16 protein-coding genes and 1 pseudogene are annotated in these 16,979 nt (G+C 66.6%); 7 read left to right on the top strand and 10 right to left on the bottom strand.

What is annotated here, in order from left to right; all coding sequences use genetic code 11:
* Positions 1-21: 21 nt before the first annotated feature.
* Positions 22-1,023 (top strand): ornithine carbamoyltransferase, encoded by a 1,002-nt coding sequence (locus tag KVT39_RS16095; protein WP_217589574.1) that lies wholly within the window; start codon positions 22-24, stop codon positions 1,021-1,023.
* A 13-nt stretch (positions 1,024-1,036) separates the two neighbouring features.
* Positions 1,037-1,969, top strand: coding sequence for a carbamate kinase (locus KVT39_RS16090; protein WP_105390109.1), 933 nt, complete (start codon positions 1,037-1,039; stop codon positions 1,967-1,969).
* 85 nt (positions 1,970-2,054) lie between these two features.
* On the opposite strand, the gene KVT39_RS16085 is transcribed toward KVT39_RS16090, so the two are convergent.
* Positions 2,055-2,195 carry a hypothetical protein gene (locus KVT39_RS16085; protein WP_165948144.1) on the bottom strand — a complete coding sequence of 47 codons (141 nt, stop codon included), beginning with the start codon at positions 2,193-2,195 and terminating at the stop codon, positions 2,055-2,057.
* Positions 2,196-2,721: 526 nt separating this feature from the next.
* On the opposite strand from KVT39_RS16085, the gene KVT39_RS16080 reads away from it, so the two are divergent.
* Positions 2,722-3,033 carry a hypothetical protein gene (locus tag KVT39_RS16080; protein WP_034184301.1) on the top strand — a complete coding sequence of 104 codons (312 nt, stop codon included), beginning with the start codon at positions 2,722-2,724 and terminating at the stop codon, positions 3,031-3,033.
* A 130-nt stretch (positions 3,034-3,163) separates the two neighbouring features.
* Here the strand turns inward: KVT39_RS16080 and KVT39_RS16075 are convergent, their stop codons facing one another.
* Positions 3,164-3,538, bottom strand: a complete 375-nt coding sequence (locus KVT39_RS16075) for a DUF3564 family protein (protein WP_217589572.1) — start codon at positions 3,536-3,538, stop codon at positions 3,164-3,166.
* 55 nt (positions 3,539-3,593) lie between these two features.
* A pseudogene (locus KVT39_RS38025) lies at positions 3,594-3,710 on the bottom strand (cytochrome C); the annotation flags it as partial.
* A gap of 83 nt (positions 3,711-3,793) precedes the next feature.
* Between KVT39_RS38025 and KVT39_RS16070 the strand changes: the two are divergent.
* Positions 3,794-3,943, top strand: coding sequence for a hypothetical protein (locus tag KVT39_RS16070; protein WP_217589570.1), 150 nt, complete (start codon positions 3,794-3,796; stop codon positions 3,941-3,943).
* Positions 3,944-4,214: 271 nt separating this feature from the next.
* Here the strand turns inward: KVT39_RS16070 and KVT39_RS16065 are convergent, their stop codons facing one another.
* From KVT39_RS16065 to KVT39_RS16045, 5 genes are all read right to left on the bottom strand, one after another.
* Positions 4,215-6,614 carry a phosphoketolase gene (locus tag KVT39_RS16065; protein WP_217589569.1) on the bottom strand — a complete coding sequence of 800 codons (2,400 nt, stop codon included), beginning with the start codon at positions 6,612-6,614 and terminating at the stop codon, positions 4,215-4,217.
* A gap of 59 nt (positions 6,615-6,673) precedes the next feature.
* On the bottom strand, positions 6,674-6,919 hold the full coding sequence (locus KVT39_RS16060; RefSeq protein ID WP_217589567.1) for a hypothetical protein: 246 nt from the start codon (positions 6,917-6,919) through the stop codon (positions 6,674-6,676).
* Between the two features lie 66 nt (positions 6,920-6,985).
* Complete coding sequence (locus KVT39_RS16055) at positions 6,986-8,707, bottom strand: bifunctional aminoglycoside phosphotransferase/ATP-binding protein (RefSeq protein ID WP_254640535.1); 1,722 nt, start codon at positions 8,705-8,707, stop codon at positions 6,986-6,988.
* Positions 8,708-8,849: 142 nt separating this feature from the next.
* A complete protein-coding gene (locus KVT39_RS16050) occupies positions 8,850-10,100 on the bottom strand; it encodes a nitrate/sulfonate/bicarbonate ABC transporter ATP-binding protein (protein ID WP_254640534.1) in 1,251 nt (416 codons plus the stop codon).
* A gap of 98 nt (positions 10,101-10,198) precedes the next feature.
* Entirely contained in the window at positions 10,199-11,932 is a 1,734-nt protein-coding gene (locus KVT39_RS16045) for an ABC transporter permease subunit (RefSeq protein ID WP_254640533.1), read from the bottom strand.
* A 502-nt stretch (positions 11,933-12,434) separates the two neighbouring features.
* On the opposite strand from KVT39_RS16045, the gene KVT39_RS16040 reads away from it, so the two are divergent.
* From KVT39_RS16040 to KVT39_RS16030, 3 genes are all read left to right on the top strand, one after another.
* Positions 12,435-13,355 (top strand): DnaJ C-terminal domain-containing protein, encoded by a 921-nt coding sequence (locus tag KVT39_RS16040; protein ID WP_034184257.1) that lies wholly within the window; start codon positions 12,435-12,437, stop codon positions 13,353-13,355.
* A gap of 3 nt (positions 13,356-13,358) precedes the next feature.
* Complete coding sequence (locus KVT39_RS16035) at positions 13,359-13,712, top strand: chaperone modulator CbpM (RefSeq protein WP_306795585.1); 354 nt, start codon at positions 13,359-13,361, stop codon at positions 13,710-13,712.
* 86 nt (positions 13,713-13,798) lie between these two features.
* Complete coding sequence (locus KVT39_RS16030) at positions 13,799-14,518, top strand: Bax inhibitor-1/YccA family protein (RefSeq protein WP_243564571.1); 720 nt, start codon at positions 13,799-13,801, stop codon at positions 14,516-14,518.
* Positions 14,519-14,665: 147 nt separating this feature from the next.
* On the opposite strand, the gene KVT39_RS16025 is transcribed toward KVT39_RS16030, so the two are convergent.
* Together KVT39_RS16025 and KVT39_RS16020 are read right to left on the bottom strand one after the other, a co-directional pair.
* On the bottom strand, positions 14,666-15,142 hold the full coding sequence (locus KVT39_RS16025) for a papain-like cysteine protease family protein (RefSeq protein ID WP_105390103.1): 477 nt from the start codon (positions 15,140-15,142) through the stop codon (positions 14,666-14,668).
* A 287-nt stretch (positions 15,143-15,429) separates the two neighbouring features.
* Positions 15,430-16,920, bottom strand: coding sequence for an ISNCY family transposase (locus KVT39_RS16020; RefSeq protein ID WP_217589563.1), 1,491 nt, complete (start codon positions 16,918-16,920; stop codon positions 15,430-15,432).
* Positions 16,921-16,979: the final 59 nt, after the last annotated feature.

Below are 16,979 nucleotides of genomic sequence, written 5' to 3'. Positions count from 1 at the left end.
ATCGACAGACGGAATCTCACCATGTTCAACGTACACAACCGCAGCTACCTGACGCTGATCGACTACACGCCGCGCCAGATCCGCTATCTCCTCGACCTGTCCCGCGACCTGAAGCGGGCGAAATATGCGGGAACCGAGCAGCCGCGCCTGACCGGCAAGAACATCGCGCTGATCTTCGAGAAGACCTCCACGCGCACGCGCTGCGCGTTCGAGGTTGCCGCGCACGACCAGGGCGCGCACGTCACCTATATCGACCCGACCGGCTCGCAGATCGGCCACAAGGAATCGATGAAGGATACGGCGCGCGTGCTGGGCCGCATGTACGATGCGATCGAGTATCGCGGCTTCGGCCAGGCCATCGTCGAGGAACTCGCGCAGTATGCGGGCGTGCCGGTCTACAACGGGCTGACCGACGAATTCCATCCGACCCAGATGCTGGCCGACGTGCTGACCATGCACGAACACAGCGACAAGCCGCTGCACGAGATCGCGTATTGCTACATCGGCGACGCGCACAACAATACCGGCAATTCGCTGATGATCGTCGGCGCGAAGCTCGGCATGGACGTGCGCCTGTGCGCGCCGCGGCATCTGTGGCCGCATGACGAGCTGATCGCGCAATGCCGCGAGATCGCCGCGAAAACCGGCGCGCGGCTCACGCTGACCGAGCAGCCTGGGGAGGCCGTGAAAGGCGCAGACTTCATTTACACGGACGTGTGGGTGTCGATGGGCGAGCCCGAGGAGGCCTGGGTCGAACGCATTCGCACGCTGCTGCCGTACCAGGTGAACGCCGCGCTCCTGGCGGCAGCCGGCAACCCGCGCGTGAAGTTCATGCATTGCCTGCCGGCGTTTCACGACGCTCATACGGTAGTGGGCAAGCAGCTCGCGGATCGCTTCGGCTTGACCGACGGCGTGGAGGTCACCGACGAGGTATTCGAGTCGGACGCGTCCATCGTCTTCGAGCAGGCCGAGAACCGGCTGCATACGATCAAGGCCGTGCTGGTCGCGACGCTGGCGAGCTAGGGGAGGGGAACCGATGCGTATCGTGGTCGCCCTGGGTGGCAACGCGCTGCTGCGACGCGGCGAGGCGATGACCGCCGCCGCTCAGCAGGAAAACGTGAGACTGGCCGCCGCCCAGCTCGCGGGCATCGCGCACGGCAACGAACTCGTGATCGTGCACGGCAACGGCCCGCAGGTCGGCATGCTCGCGGCATTGTCCGGGCAGGCGCCGGTTGCCGAACGTTTCCCGCTCGATGTGCTCGACGCCGAGACCGAAGGCATGATCGGCTACCTGATCGAACTCGAATTGCGCAACCGGCTGTCTGCATCGCGCCCATGCGCGACGCTGCTGACGATGGTCGAGGTCAGTGCGTCCGATGCCGCCTTCGACCGGCCCGACAAGCCGGTCGGCCCGGTGCTGACGCAGGCGGCTGCGACCGAAGCGGCACGTTCGAATGGATGGACGATCGTCGCCGACGGCAGCGGTTATCGTCGTGCCGTGCCGAGCCCTCGACCGCTGCGCTTTCTGGAGATCGAACCGGTGCGCGCGCTGCTCGCGACCCGCACTATCGTGATCTGCGCGGGTGGAGGCGGCATTCCCGTCGTGAAAGCGAACGACGGTCGGCACCGGGGAATCGAGGCGGTGATCGACAAGGACCGCAGTGCGGCGCTCCTCGCGCGCGAGCTCGACGCAGACCTGTTCGTGATCGCAACCGACGTGGCGGGCGTTTACCTCGACTGGGGCACGCCCGACGCACGCATGGTCCGGCGCACGTCGCCGGAAGCGCTCGCGGCGCTGCAGTTCGCGGCCGGATCGATGGGGCCGAAGGTCGAGGCAGTCTGCGACTTTGCGCGGACAACCGGACGACGCGCGGCAATCGGCGCGCTCTCGGATATCGCACGGCTCGTCGACGACACGGCGGGCACGTCGGTTCTGGTCAGTCAGGCAAGCATGTTCGTGGAGCGTTGAGGCCACTCGCGACGTGACGCGGATCGCCAACGTGCGGAGCCGGGCATTGCCGACGACGGAGTGACGAACCGGGGCTCCGATTCCGTCAGGCGCGCATCGTGAAGATCTGACGCCCGGAACCGACTTCGAGCCGAATCACAATCGCGGCGTGATCGTCAGCATCGCGAAGGTCGCGATCGGCGCGCTGTTCGGCACGCCGTCGGGCCAGCTGCGGGTGCGCTGCCATGTCGACAGGCTCCTGATCAACCGGCTGCCGGCCTCGCATCCGGCGCAGGCGCGCATGCCGGTGCGCGGCCTCCCGTCGAAGCCGACCCGACGTTCGTGCGGGTCCATCCCTGCGTGTCGCCGAAGATTCAGTTGTCCGCCCCGCATACCGAGCGGGCCGGCGTGCGCTCGAGCGCCCCGGCCCCGCCTGATGCCGGCGGCCCGGGGCGATAGCGACGCAGCGATCGGTGCGGGTTTCTTCGTCGCGGCTCCTGCGGCACTCCGGCCTGTCCGGTTTCACGGTGAAAGCGTGCGATCCGTTGCTTGACCACGGTCGGCGCAAGCCGCCGGTTCGTTGCGCGACCGGCGCCGGTTGTCGGGCAGCGTGCGGTGATGTCCGTCGGTTGACGCACATCAACAAGGCAGTGCCGTGGCCATGGAAGATTGACGTACGAGTACGAAATCAAGTATTGCGAGCGCACCACACTGATGAACCGGCTCTCGCCATCAATCGGCGCAATCAACAGGAGCTGAACATGGGAATCTGGATGCAAATCGCTTACTTCGGCTTCGCCGGGTCGACTCAGTTGGAAGCGGAAGCGAGCATCCAGCTGATGCGCCTCGAGCAGTTCAGTCCGCAACTGGCCGGCTGCCATCTCGCGATCGAGGCCATGGGCGCGTCGACTCGCCAGCCGAGGTATGACGTACGACTCGATCTGATCACGCGCAACGGGGAACTCCGTCCCGTTCCGCATATGACGGGCACGGATCCCATGAACGCGTTGGAGCGGGCATTCGACCTCGCCGAGCGGCAACTCGGCACGAGCGCGGCCACTGGAACCCACGAAAACTCTCGCTGACACGTCCCGCGCATCGGGCGTGCTTCGCCATGGCCCGATGCACCGGCCCGCGGCGGTTTGCGGCGACTCGCCAGGCGTGTGTTGATCCGCCGCGTCGACGGAGCCGGCGCAGTCGGCAGCCTTGGTCCGATTAACTTTCCTCGTCGCCCGTGAATACCTCGTGTTCCGGCGTCTCCGCCGTATCGTCGACCCACTGCACCCGCCATGTGCCTGTCACTGGCGCCTGCATGGCGTCGCGCAGCCAGCGCGCGCAGCCGGCCTGGCCTTCGAACGGCCCGGACGGTGCGTCGAGATCGAGATCGTCGAGCCAGCAGAGGGTGCCGGCGTTGTCGGGCCCCGTCATCAGGGTGGCGCTGCCTTCGTGGACGAGTGCCCCCCACGCGGGCAGGTCCATTCCGGCATGACCTTCGCGCGACCAGCGTCGCGTGGCCGTGTCGATCCAGAGAATGGCATAGGCCGACGGGTTGTCGCAGGCGAAAGTATCGAGATGCAGCGTGATCCGCACAATGGGCTCCGAATCGATGAAGGAGGGCGGTCGCCGTCACCGGCGGTCGCGGTTTTTACTGGCTCATGACCCGGCGAATCAGCGTATGCGCGTCCTCGGAGGACAGCGGGCCGCCGTGCTCGGCGGGCGGCGGCATCGCGGCGTCGCCCCGGTGCGCACGGCCGCCCGGTCTCGGTGTGTCATTGGAGCGGTAGTCGTCGCGCGCGTGTCCGGCAAGTAGTCCGACTCAGTCTATGCGTGGCCCCGAGCCGGCGCTTGATGCAGGTCAAATGCGGGAACGCGCTCGCCGACCGGTTCTTCGCGATCTGGCGCGCGACCGGACTGGAATCGCCCGGGATGGAAAGTCAGGCAGGGTTTGGAGAACAGCCGCCGGGGAAGAATGCCGACTGCGGCTACGGCCGGTGAAAACCCTCGCGGACGGCGCTCGGGTACGCCAGCAGCCGCAAGCGCCAACCGCCGGCTGTCCGACTCGAAAGGGGCACGCATCCCGCCCGGATAGCGCGGCCGGGTCACGACATGCGCCGGCCGCTGTGCGGCCGTCATCGCATCGATACGCGCCGATGCCGGCCGGCGGGCGATTCGTTCGTGCACGCGTCGGCGGGGTAACGACGGGGCGTGCGGCCGCGGTTCGCGATCGGCCCGAGACCGTGGCCGCCTCCCGGCGAATACGCGCGGCTCACGGCATCGGGCTCCGGCTTCCCGGCGTCGCGGGCCAGCGCCAGTCGCGGATTTCCGGCAGGTCGTCGCCGTACCGGTCCACATGGCGGCGATGCTCGACCAGCCTGTCGCGCAGGTACTGCCTGAAAAGCGCGCCCGACTGCACGTGTTCGCCCGCATGATCGAGCACGGCCTCGCACAGATGGAACCGGTCGACCCGGTTGAGGACCGTCATGTCGAACGGCGTCGTGGTCGTTCCTTCCTCGATGAAACCGTGCACGTGGAAATTCGCGTGATTCGCGCGGCGATAGGTCAGCCGGTGAATCAGGGTGGGGTAGCTGTGATGCGCGAATATCACCGGCCGGTCGGTCGTGAACATCGCGTCGAAATCTGCGTCGCTCAGCCCGTGCGGATGAACGTCGGCGGGCTCCAGCGTCATCAGGTCGACGACGTTGACGACCCGGACGCGCAACGCCGGCAGATGGGTGCGCAGCAGGTCGACGGCCGCGAGCGTCTCGAGCGTCGGCACGTCGCCCGCGCAGGCCATCACGACATCCGGCTCGCCGTCGCTGCTCGCCCATTCCCAGATGCCCGCGCCGGTGCTGCAATGCCGGATCGCGGCATCCAGATCGAGCCATTGCGGCGCCGGCTGCTTGCCGGCGACGATCACGTTGATCCGGTTCCAGGTGCGCAGCGCGTGATCCGTGACGACCAGCAGCGTGTTCGCGTCGGGCGGCAGATAGACGCGCACCGTGTCGGCCTTCTTGTTGACCGCGAAATCGATGAAGCCCGGGTCCTGGTGACTGAAGCCGTTGTGGTCCTGCCGCCAGACGTGCGATGTCAGCAGGTAGTTGAGCGACGGCAGCGGCCGCCGCCAGCGGATTTCCCGGCAGGCCTTCAGCCATTTCGCATGCTGGTTGAACATCGAATCGACGATATGAATGAACGCCTCGTAGCACGACATCAGCCCGTGTCGCCCGGTCAGCAGATAACCTTCGAGCCAACCCTGGCAGGTGTGCTCGCTGAGCATCTCCATGACCCGGCCGTCGGGCGCGAGCTGGACGTCGTCCGGATCGGTCTCGGCCATCCAGGTGCGCGCGGTGACGTCGAACAGCGCCGACAAGCGGTTAGATTCCGTTTCGTCGGGGCCGAACACGCGAAACGTCCGGTCGGCCAGATTCGCGGACATCACGTCGCGCAGGAAGCCGCCCATCACGCGCGTGGCCTGCGCATCGACCTGCCCGGGCGCGGGCACCGCCACCGCGTGGCGGGTGAAATCCGGCATCCGCAACTCGCGCGCTTCGCCGCCGCCGTTCGCCACCGGATTCGCGCTCATCCTGCGCGATCCGGCCGGCGACAGTGACCGGATCGCCTCGCACGGACGCCCGTCCGCGTCGAACAGTTCGTCGGGGCGATAGCTGCTCAGCCAGGCTTCCAGCAATTGCAGGTGTCCCGGTTGTTTCAGGTCGGCGATCGGCACCTGATGCGACCGGAAGTGCCCCTCCGTTTTCAGGCCGTCGACGCGCTTCGGGCCGGTCCAGCCCTTGGGCGTGCGCAGCACGATCATCGGCCAGCGAGGGCGGTCGAGCTCGCGTCCGCCGCGCGCCCGGTTCTGGATGCCGCGAATGTCGTCCAGCGCGTCGTCGAGCGCGGCCGCCATGCGCTGGTGCATGGCCATCGGCTCGTCGCCCGAGACGAACAGCGGCCGATAGCCATAACCGGTCAGCAGGCTCTCCAGTTCGTCCTGTCCGATGCGGCTGAGGATCGACGGACTGGCGATCTTGTAGCCGTTCAAATGCAGGATGGGCAGCACCGCGCCGTCCGATGCCGGATTGAGGAATTTGTTCGAGTGCCAGGCGGTGGCGAGCGGCCCGGTTTCCGCCTCGCCGTCGCCCACGACGCAGGCGACGATCAGCCCGGGATGATCGAACGCCGCGCCGAACGCATGCGACAGCGAGTAGCCCAGTTCGCCGCCTTCATGAATGGAGCCCGGCGTCTGCGGTGCGACGTGGCTCGGTACGCCGCCGGGGAAGCTGAACTGGCGGAACAGCGCCGCCATGCCCTCGGCGTTTTGCGGCACGTTCGGATAGGTGTCGCTGTACACCCCTTCGAGCCATGCGTTGGCAAGCACGCCGGGGCCGCCGTGGCCCGGCCCGGCGATGAACAGCATGTCCAGGTCGCGTGCGTTGATCACCCGGTTCAGGTGCGCGTAGATGAAGTTCAGCCCCGGCGTCGTGCCCCAGTGACCGAGCAGACGAGGCTTGACGTGCGCGATCTGCAGCGGCTCGCGAAGGAGCGGATTGTCGAGCAGATAGATCTGCCCGACCGACAGATAGTTGGCGGCCCGCCACCACGCGTTCATGCGATGCAGCAGTGCGTCGGAAAGCGGGGCGGGGGAGGCCAGGTCGGCTTGGGTCATGCAACGCCCCTGAAAGCGGCCGTGCCGCATGGAAGACAGTGCGATTCGCGACGAATCGATCAGCATCCACCGTACGGTGAGTCGCGGCGCGGCGCTTGATCGTCATCAAGCCGGTGCAACGGCCGGCAGGCGAATTCGTCATACGGCTTGCCGATCTTGCCGATCTTGCCGATCTTGCCGATCTTGCCGATCTTGCCGATCTTGCCGATCTTGCCGATTTGGCAGGGCCCACGCCGGACATGTCCGCCGCTGCCCGACCGCGGCCGGCGGCGGGATCGTCGGTAACGCGGATAGCGGCTCCGCAACGTGGAAAACGATGCGCGCCGCCTTCGGCGCACGTAGCACTGTTGCGCAGTTGCGCAGTTCTCGAATCAACCGGGGAAGGCCGGCACCGTCCCCGGCAACGAATCGACGCACGAGCGCTTCGTCGCGTCTGCGGCGGCGCGCACCCGTTCCGCGTGCAACGCGGCCAGCAGCGGCCGCCAGTATCCCGCTGACAGGAATCGATCGATCGGCACCTCCGTGTCGAAGGAAAGCGAGATCGCCGCTTCGTGCGGCGTCAACGGCTCGGCGTCGCGCCATTGCGCGTCCAGCACCGCCGGCCCCGCATCGGACGCGTCGCTTCCGGCCAGCCAGCGCCGCTTGACGCGTTCGGCCATGCAGGCCCGGCCGGCGCGGAAATCGAGGATGAACACCGGTACGCCAAGCGCCTCGGCAAGCGCGACGAAGCGCGCGCGGCGGGCGTGGGTCAGGAAGGTGGCGTCGACGATCGTCGGGTAGCCTGCCCGCAGCGTGGTTTCCGCGATCGCGCGCAGCCGATCGTATTGGGCGTCGATCGCGCGCGCCGCATAGGCGCTGTCGGACAATGCGCCGCGCTCGACGGGAGCGAGCGGATGCGTGCGTTTGCGTTCGCTGTCGCTCGACACGCGGACCGCGCCGATCAGATCGGCGAGTGCGCGGCTTGCGACGGATTTGCCGGAGCCGGACACGCCGTGGCATAGCAGCAGATACGGCGGCGGCCGGTCTGCGACGCGCGCGGCGAGCGCAATGTAACGTCCGGCCACGCGCAGGTCGTCGTTTTGTGCCGATGTGAGTCGCGGGCCGCCCGAACCGGCGCGCAGCACGGCCACCTGCGCGCGCACCAGCGCGCGATAGCCGACGTACAGCGGCAGCGCCGCGAGGCCGGCGAAATCGCCGGTCGCCTCCAGCCAGCGATTGAGCAGGCGACGGGCGAGATCGGCGCGGCCGTGCGCGCACAGATCCATCGCCAGGAATGCCAGGTCGTTGACGACGTCGATCCAGCGGAGTGCGTCGCTGAATTCGATGCAGTCGAACATCAGCACGTCGGTGCCCCGGCGGACCAGATTGTCGAGATGCAGGTCGCCATGGCAGGCGCGCACGAAGCCGTCCGCGCGGCGCGCATCGAGATGACGGGCGAGTGCCGTGCAGCTGTGTCGATAGCTGTCCCGCAGCGCGGCAGGCAGGGCCATCGGCCCGACCGCGAACGACGCGAGCACGGCGTCGAGTTGCGCGTGCAGCAAGGCCGCGCTGCCGAACGCGGCGGACGGCACGTCCTTGCTGGCGCGCGCATGAAAGCTCGCGAGCCGGGCCGCGACGCGGTCGATATCAGCGTTCGTGAGCGCTCCCGCCGCAAGCAGGCGGGAAAACAGCGCTGCCTGGTCGAAACGGCGCATCTTCACCAGATAGTCGATGGCCGCCACCGCACGCGTATCGCAGCCGGCAAGCCGGCAACCGCGCCGCGTGCGTTCGAGCGGCATGACGGCCAGATAGAGTTCGCGCGCCAGCGGCCGGTTCAGGACCAGCTCGGCGGCGCAGCTGCGGCGCCGGGCGGCGAGGGGTCTGAAGTCGGCAAAGCCCAGGTCGAGCGGCTTGAGCCGCTTGTAGGCGAAACGTCCGGCCAGGTAGACCACCGACAGATGTGTCTCGATTCGTTCGATCCGGCCGGCAGGGTGCGGGTAGAAGGACGCGCGCCGCAGCGCCGCGTCGAGCCGCCGCGCGTGACGGCGGGCGGCCCGCAACCGGTTCTGCTTTCGCAGCGGGCCCAAACGGCGAGGGAGCACGGCAAGCGACATGATTTCCGTGGGATTCGACAATGAATCGCGCATGAAGGGCGTCCGGCCGCCGGATGCGGCTGCCGCCCCGGTCCGGGCTCGCCGCCGTGTCCGCACGAGTCCGCGGACGGGCGCGCCGGCGCGGTTCCGGCGGGTTTCGCGCCTAGTCATCGCCGGCTCCGAACATGCGGGTCGCGTCGTCGTAGGTGTAGAGCCCCGACGCGCGGCCCCAGTCGATGACGGTTCGCAGCGTATCCGTGGCGTCCTGCCGGTTCAGGTGATCTTCCAGTTCGAGCTCGAAACGCTCGCGCGGCGCCCGGTGACCGTCTCGCTCGTCGAGGATTGCCCGGATGTGGCTGGCAAGCGGGACGAAATGCTCGAGATGCTCGCGCAACAGCCGCTTGCGGTCGGCCGCATGTCCCTGCGCATAGACCCGGCCGGCGGCGGTCAGCCGTATCGCTCCGTCGTGCAGTTCCGCGAACGCCAGCAGATGCAGCGCGGCGGCGGCGGGCAGCAGTTCGTTCACCTTGAGCAGCGGCCCGGCGATCTTCGACAGTTCGGTGTAGCCGTTGGTCGAGCCGGCGGCGAGCGTCTCGATGAAGCCGTCGATGCGGTGGCTCGACACCATCGGCAGCCGCTGCGTGAAATCGGGCAGTCCCTTGCGCTGCGCATCGAGCGATTCGACGAGCCGCGCGGTCAGGATCGCATAGATTTCGTTGGCGAGCGCCTGGAACTGGCTGTCGAGACGCTGGCGCGGATGCGGCAGCGGAATCTCGAGCTCGGCGACGATCTGGCCGGGATGCGCGCCCAGCACGAGCACGCGGTCGCACATCTGCACCGCTTCCTCGATGTTGTGCGTGACGAGCAATACCGCCTTGGTCGGCAACTGCCGCGCGGCCCAGAGATCCAGGAAATCCAGGCGCAGCGTGTCGGCGGTCAGCACGTCGAGCGCCGAAAACGGCTCGTCCATCAACAGCAGCGCCGGTTCGCCGACAAGCGCGCGCGCAAACCCGACGCGTTGCCGCATGCCGCCCGAGAGTTCGCGTGGAAATGCGGATTCGAAGCCGTCGAGACCGATCAGCTCGATGACCGACAACGCGCGCCGGCGAACGACGTCGCGCGGCAAGCCGCTCGCGTCCAGTCCCAGCTCGACGTTGTCCAGCACGGTCAGCCACGGGTAGAGCGCGAACGTCTGGAACACGACCCCGATCCCTTCCGCGGGGCCCGCGAGCGGCGCGCCGCGATAACGGACCTGGCCGGACGAGGGCTTGATGAGGCCGCCCGCGATGCGCAGCAGCGTGGATTTGCCGGACCCCGACCGCCCCAGCAAGCCAAGAATCTCGCCTTCGCGCAGCGTCAGGTCGACGCCGGCCAGTACCGGCAGCGGTGCGCCCGAGGGTTTGGCGAACGACATGCAGATATCGTGCAGTTCGATCACGGGCGGCGCTTCGCGAATTGCCGGCGCGGCGTCGGGCTGGATGGAAGCAGGCGTAAGCTCGGACATGGGCGGACTCAATCCAGTCGGGCGCGGCGTTCCGCATACACATAGAGCGGACGCCACAGCAGGCGGTTGGTGGCGATCACCAGGATCGACATCATCGTGATGCCGAGTGCGATGCGCAGGTAATCGCCCGCAACGGTCATGTGTGCGATGTAGGCGCCGAGCCCGCCTCCGTCGAGCGCGGTCGGCCCCCAGCTGACCGCTTCGGACACGATGCTGGCGTTCCACGCGCCACCCGATGCCGTGATCACACCCGTGACGTAATACGGAAAAATGCCGGGGAGCACCACCTTGCGCCACCACGCATGCGGCCGCAGGCGCAGGCTCGCGGCGGCTTCCCGCAGATCGTTCGGCAGCGCGGTCGTGCCCGCGATCACGTTGAACAGGATGTACCACTGCGTGCCCAGGATCATGAGCGGGCTCAACCAGATCTTCGGCGCGAGGCCGAAGCGTACGATCAGGAACACCGCCATCGGAAACAGCAGGTTGGCGGGAAATGCCGCGAGAAACTGCGCAATCGGCTGCACGCGCTCCGTCAACCTTGGCCGCAGTCCGATCAGCACCCCGAGCGGCACCCAGACGATCGACGCGATCGCGATCAGCACGACGACCCGCGCCAAGGTCAGCATGCCGTCGTGCGCGACGACGGCGACATCGCTCCACATCAGGCGCGGCACGGCGACGCGCAGCAGGACCGAGACCAGCCAAGCGAGGCCGGCGGCGCACGAGGCCAGCCAGATCGCGTCGCCCGCGCGCCGGGACAAGGGCAGACGCGGCGTGAGCGCATGCCGCGGCAACGCGAGGCGCGCGTGCGCGGCCCGCTGCAGGATCGAGCCGAGCGGCGCGCTGGCCTGCCGAATCAGGCTGGAGCGCCGCAGCAGATCGAGCACCCAGCTGTGCGGCGCGCTTCGGCTGGCCGTCTGCTCGAAGCGGAACTTGTCGGCCCAGGCGACCATCGGCCGAAACAGCAACTGGTCGTAGAGCCCGATGGCGACGGTCATCGCGAGAATCGCATAGCCGACCGCGTGGAGATCGCGCTGCTCGATCGCCCGCGCGACATACGAACCGACGCCCGGCAGCGCGATCTGCAGGTTGCCGACCGAAATCGCTTCGGAGGCAACCACGAAGAACCATCCGCCCGACATCGACATCATCGTGTTCCAGATCAGGCCGGGCATCGCGAACGGCACCTCGAGCCGCCAGAATCGTTGCCATGCCGACAGCCGCAGGCTGCGGCTCGCTTCGTCCAGATCGTGCGGCACCATCCGCAGCGACTGGTAGAAACTGAAAGCCATGTTCCATGCCTGGCTCGTGAAGATCGCGAAAATCGCCGCCAGTTCGGCGCCGAGCAGATTGCCGGGAAACAGCGACACGAAAAACACCACCGTAAACGACAGGTAACCGAGAATCGGCACCGATTGCAGGACGTCGAGCAGCGGAATCAGCACCATTTCCGCGCGGCGGCTCTTCGCCGCGAGCGTCGCGTAGGTGAAGGTGAAACACAGCGACGCGAACAGCGCGGCCAGCATGCGCATCACCGTGCGCAGCGTGTATCCCGGCAATGCGTCGGGCGCGAGCGTGACGCTCGCGTGCTGCGCGATCGCGAGAGGGCCGACCATCTGCCGCGCGCCGGCGCCGACGAGCACCACCAGGCCGAGCACCAGCAGCACGGCAAGCGGGTCGCGCCAGTCGGGCGCGCGCGGGTGCCAGTGTCTGCCGTGCAGGATGTCCGCATGGTGCTCCAAAGTGGGTCCCCCGTTCGGTTTCGTCACATCGTCGGCCACGCTGGCCGGCGGGCCGTTGACATGGGTCAAGCATGGCCTGAGCCGCTCGGGACGGCCGATGGCGCGGGGGGCCGGATCGGGTTCATGCGAGTGGGTCAGGTATCGCCCGGGCGGGCGCGATCCGGCCGGTTGCACGCGCAGGCGCCCGGGCCATGCGCCGCTGCGGCGAATCCGCCCGGTCCGGGGCCAGGTGCACTCGACACTCGGCGCCCGGCGCCCGGGAAGCTTCGTCCACGCGCGCCGCGGGACCGTCGCGACATCGGCGTGCGCGTTGAGATGGATCAATCCCCGTTGCAGGATCGCTGAATACGCTGCGAAGGAGGGTGCGTGAACGCGCGTGGACGATACGTTCGCACCGCCGTGCCGCGCCATGCCGGAATTCGCGGCACGGAGCGCCGTCTCGGCCAGGCTGCAGCGACGCATGCGCCGACCGGTCCATCGCTCTTACCGCCAGATCTTTCTCATGGAATACAAAGACTATTACGAAGTGCTGGGCCTGGCGCGCGACGCGACTCAGGACGACATCAAGCGGGCGTATCGCAAGCTCGCGCGCAAATATCACCCCGACGTCAGCAAGCATCAGGATGCCGAAGCGAATTTCAAGGAAGTCGGGCAGGCCTACGAGGTGTTGAAGGACCCCGAGAAGCGGGCTGCCTACGACAGACTCGGCTCCGGATGGCATGGCGGCGACGCATTTCACCCGCAGCCGAACTGGGACGAAGGGTTCGAATTCAGCGGAACCGGTGCGCCGCCCGACTTCGACGACTATCTGGCGTCGATCTTCGCCGCCGGGCGGGCCAGGCAGGATCGGCCGCTCAACGCCGGGCGCGATCACCATGCGAAGCTCGTCGTCGATCTGGAAGACGCGTATCGCGGCGCGCAGCGCGTCATTTCGCTGAGCGTGCCGGTCGTCGACCCACAGGGTCACGTGCGGCTGCAACCGCGGACGCTGAACGTCGCCATCCCGAAAGGCATCCGGGCCGGACAGTTCATCCGGTTGGCGGGACAGGGCGGTGCAGCGCATGGCGGCGGCGCGCCCGGCGACCTGTATCTCGAGATCGTGTTTCGCGACCATCCGCGGTTTCAGGTGGACGACCGGGATGTGACGGTCGATCTCCCGGTCGCGCCGTGGGAAGCGGCACTCGGCGCAACGGTCACGACGCCGACGCCCGACGGCGAGGTCGCGGTGACCGTGCCCGGGAATTCGCCATCCGGAAGACGGCTGCGATTGAAAGGCAAGGGGATTCCCGGCGATCCGCCCGGCAACCTGTACGTGAAGCTGAATATCGTGCTGCCGCCCGCCGACAGCGAGCGGAGCAAGGCCGCCTACGACACCATGCGCCAGTCGTTCGATTTCGACCCGCGCGCGCATTTTTACGGGTGATGCATGATGAAAGAATCCGAAACCGCCTGTCTGCAAGGACAGGTCATCGACGAGTGCGTCGAACTGACGTTTGTCGAGCTGTGCCGGATGAGCGGCGCGTCCGAGGAAGAAGTGACGCTGTGGGTCGCGGAGGGCGCGCTCGATCCGATCGGCGCCGGTCCGCGAGAGTGGCGTTTCAGCGGCGCGGTGCTGCGCCGCGTCGCGATCGCGCAGCGCCTGTCCCGGGACCTGATGATCAACCCGCCAGGCATCGCGCTCGCGCTCGATCTGCTCGACGAGATCGATGCGCTGCGCGCTCGCACCCGGGCCACCGCGGCCACGCATCGGGAATCGGGGCCGCCCGCGGGCTCCGCCTGATTCAACTGCCCGACGGGCGAGATTGATCACGGGGGCGGCCGTGACGAAGCGCGGCCGCCACGATTGCGATCCGAGGAGACTTGATCATGGGAAACGACTTTCGCAAGGCAGCACGAGCGGAAGAATCGCAGCGCGTATGGGAGGGCGACGACGTCGGCCTTCGACAGTATGTGCGGCGCGTCTACAACTATATGGCCGGAGGCCTGGCGCTGACGGGCGCCATTGCCTACATCGGCGCGTCGACGGGGTTTTACCGCTCGATCGTCGGAACGCCCCTGTTCTGGGTCGTGCTGCTCGCACCGCTGGCGCTGGTCATGTTCCTGAGCTTCCGCATCGAGCACATCAGTTTCGGCGCGGCGCAGATCAGTTTCTGGGCCTACGCAGCGCTGGTCGGGCTCTCCCTTTCCGGCATCTTCCTCGTGTATACGGGCGAGAGCATTGCACGCGTATTCTTCATCAGCGCGGCCACCTTCGGCGCAACGAGCCTCTATGGCTACTCGACACGGGCCGATCTCTCACGCTTCGGCTCCTTTCTGTTCATGGGGCTGATCGGCATCATCATCGCGGGGGTCGTGAATCTCTTCCTGGCTTCCTCGGCGCTGCAGTTCGTCGTTTCAGTGATCGGCGTGCTCGTGTTCACGGGGCTCACCGCATACGACACGCAACGCATCAAGCGCCTCTACATAGCGGGCGAAGAGGGCGAGATCGTCGGCAAGAAGGCGATCCTGGGGGCGCTTGCGCTCTATCTCGACTTTCTCAACCTTTTCCTGATGCTGATGCGGCTCCTCGGCAACCGCCGCAGCTAGGCGAACAACGGTTTCGGATCGGGACCGGAAGCGCCGCGGAAAGCCGGCGGGATCACCTCCGGTGCAAGCAGGGGCAGATTCCTGTCCAACCCGCGCGCTTGTGACAGGAATTTACGTCGACCTTGTTCGCCCCCGACAAACGCAACCTCAATAGCGGCTCGGATCTTTCACCAGCAGCCCGTCGGGCTTCCATCTTCCGGAGTCAAGCGTCCCCAAAAGCATCGTGCGTGCGGGAGGCCCCTCCGGATCGTTGTAGTGAACGACGCTATGCTGGATGCCGGTAATGACGATCACATGACCCGGTTCATCCAGAAAATGACCCGCAGCCCAGATCGGACCGGAGTCCGTCAGTACCGCGGCGAGCCACTCCGGGGTGATCTTGTCGGGCTGATCAAGCGGCACGAGTCCTTCAGCGGCGCATAACTCAAGGATCCTTGCCTCGGGGAGCCCCCGGTCCGCCTGCCATAGCTTCGGAATGCCCCGGCGCGGTCCAGGGCGGAAGTAGTACGAAACCATGCACGCCGCGGCATACCAGCACGCGTTTTTCACCTCTTTGGAACCTGACTTGGTCATCTTCACGCCGCTCTGATCGACCAGTCCAACGTTTAGTCTGACGTCTACCATTTCGGGTCTCGAAGCATGATGAATCTATAAGAGTAGGAAGAGTCGGGCTCGGGGACAACCATCCCAGCAGATCATGGCGATCCGTTCCATTGCAGCCATCGAAGCCTCCGGCGCTGGGTTGCCGGCGCGGGCTTGGATATGGCGCGATGTGGGCCGTGCAACGACTTTAGGGGTCAGATATCGTTCGGCGATTTGTCGTACCCGGATTCAGATGTCCACCTGCCAGCTATTTAAAAATGTCCGGTTTTAAGGTTGGTTTTGCAGCGTCTCTTTCTTCGCTTTAACCGTTACGCAGTGTCGAAGGTCGGCGCCTGAACGGGCAGGGCGCTTACGCTCGCTTCCTCAGCTTTTGCAGACCGACGGCCAGGTTTGTCCGCTGGCTTGGCGGTTTGACGACGTTGCGCCAGATCGACGATCACATGCTCGACGTCGGCCTGTGTGATCTTGCGTTGCTTCTTCTTACCCGGCTCGGCCTCGTTTCGGTTAGTCCGCGTCGAGTCGCCACGATGCGTTCGAGACGGCGCTTTACCGATTCGGCGGTTATCGCGTTGCGCCTGAAGCGCTTGCGCGACCTGCAACACATGGCTCAAACGCTTGTGCTCGACGACGGCACCCTGATCGATTTCAGCCAAACGATCGTACTGCCGGCAGCGCAGCACGCGATCGTCAGCACGGAGCTCGATCCGTCCATCCGGGTACTCCCACACCTCGATCTGCCGGTCGATCAGCTTCCTGTTCTCCGGCGTGTCGTCCAGTAAGTACATCACCCGGTCATACTGTACCGTCAGCGACTTCGTTACTTTCCGCGGCTCACGCCATGTCAGCACCACGTCCAGACTCTCGTCGGGCCGCAGCGACCGGTGTGCATTGAAGTCGCTCTTCGGCGGCTTCGCGAAGCGTGTGTTGTAGGCGGCCATGAAGGAGGGCGCGTATGCGTTGGCGTCGGCCACCGTGTTAATTTCGCGCAATCGCATCTCCTTGACCAAGCGGTCCTGCAACGTCAGATGCGCGCGCTCGACGCGCCCCTTGGCCGAGCTGCTGTTCGCGCAGAACGTGTCGATGTTCAGCTCGTACATCGCGCGGCCGAACGGCGTCACACGGTTACCGGTCTTTCCTGGCTTCACGTTGCGGAATACGCTGGCCTTGTCGCTGTAGAACGCCCCAGGTTTGCCGTGCCGTTCGATGTATGCCCGTGTTGCCTCGAAGTAGCTGAACGTCGATTCGGTCTGCGTGAAGTGCAGCATCATCAGCCGGCTCGTTGCGTCGTCCACATACACCAGCAGCGTGCAGGCCGGCGCCCGTTCCTCGAACCACCGATGATCGCTGCCGTCGATCTGAATCAATTCACCGAGGCACGCCCGGCGCGCACGCGGCTGATAAATCTTCGGCGGTCGTTGCCGACGCGGAATCCATAACCCAGCCTCCGTCATTAGCTTCCTGACCGTCTCCTTGGCCAGCCGAATGCCGTGACACTCCCAGAGCTTCTCGCAGGCCAGCGTCGGCCCGAAATCAGCGTAGCGATCACGGATGATCGACAGCGCCCGGTCAGCGGCTCCTGGATCCAGGCGGCGGTTGCCGGGCTTCGACCGGTGTCCCGACACCAATCCCACCGGGCCGTGCTCACGTAACCGGGCGACCAGTCGGCGGACCTGCCGGCTCGTCAATTCCAGCCGTTCCGCTGCACGCCATGGTTTGAGCTTGCCGTCGGCTACGTCCTGAATGACCTTGAATCGGTCCAGCTCTCGCATCGTCATCGTGATCCGCTCCGTTGCAGCCATCGCAGCCTCCGGCGCCGGATACCCGGCGACCGGTCAGCTTACGCGGCCCGAAAGCGGAC

Source organism: Burkholderia sp. GbtcB21 (assembly GCF_019091065.1).
Classification (GTDB): domain Bacteria; phylum Pseudomonadota; class Gammaproteobacteria; order Burkholderiales; family Burkholderiaceae; genus Burkholderia; species Burkholderia pyrrocinia_C.
The sequence above is the reverse complement of the archived record's forward strand: the minus strand, read 5'-3'. Positions and strand labels throughout refer to the sequence as shown.